Source organism: Bartonella sp. CL63NXGY (genome assembly GCF_042194905.1).
GTDB lineage: Bacteria > Pseudomonadota > Alphaproteobacteria > Rhizobiales > Rhizobiaceae > Bartonella.
The window spans coordinates 1-548 of sequence record NZ_JBHINK010000158.1; the positions used below are offsets into that span (position 1 = coordinate 1).

General features: G+C 43.2%; 1 pseudogene. It reads right to left on the reverse strand.

What is annotated here, in order from left to right:
• Positions 1-548, reverse strand: a pseudogene (locus tag ACFIK0_RS09890) (hypothetical protein); the annotation flags it as partial.

The window sequence follows — 548 nt, forward strand, 5'->3', positions numbered from 1 at the left end:
GCTGTCCATGTGCCACCTTCATACTTAGCTTTACCACCTAAAGATTGCGCAACACTGCTCCCTAGAGCATATAGCTGGTTACCCGCTACAGCATCACTTGAAGTAGCACTAATGTCTCCATTGGAAAGCGATGTTATCTTGCTGTTTGTCTTCTCTTCACCATGCGTCGCTACAAACGCACCTTTGGACTTATCCCAAAACAACGCATCTCCTTGAACAGTGGTAATGTCCTTTTCAATCTCTTTGGTAATTTCATCCTTAATATTACTGAACTTATCTTTAACTTTATCGAATGAATCTCCAACACCAGCAAAGGCAGACGCAACAGTACTATATTCTTTATCTTCTGTTACCCCATCCGCTTTAAAGCTCTTAACCGTGAATGTAGGCGCACTCCAAGTTCCATTCTCATAACTAGCGCCACCACCTAAAGACTGCGCAACACCGCTCCCTAGAGCATATAACTGATTACCCGCTACAGCATCACTTGAGTCTTTAGTTATAGACCCATTGGTAAGCGATGTTATCTTGCTGCTTGCATTCTCTTC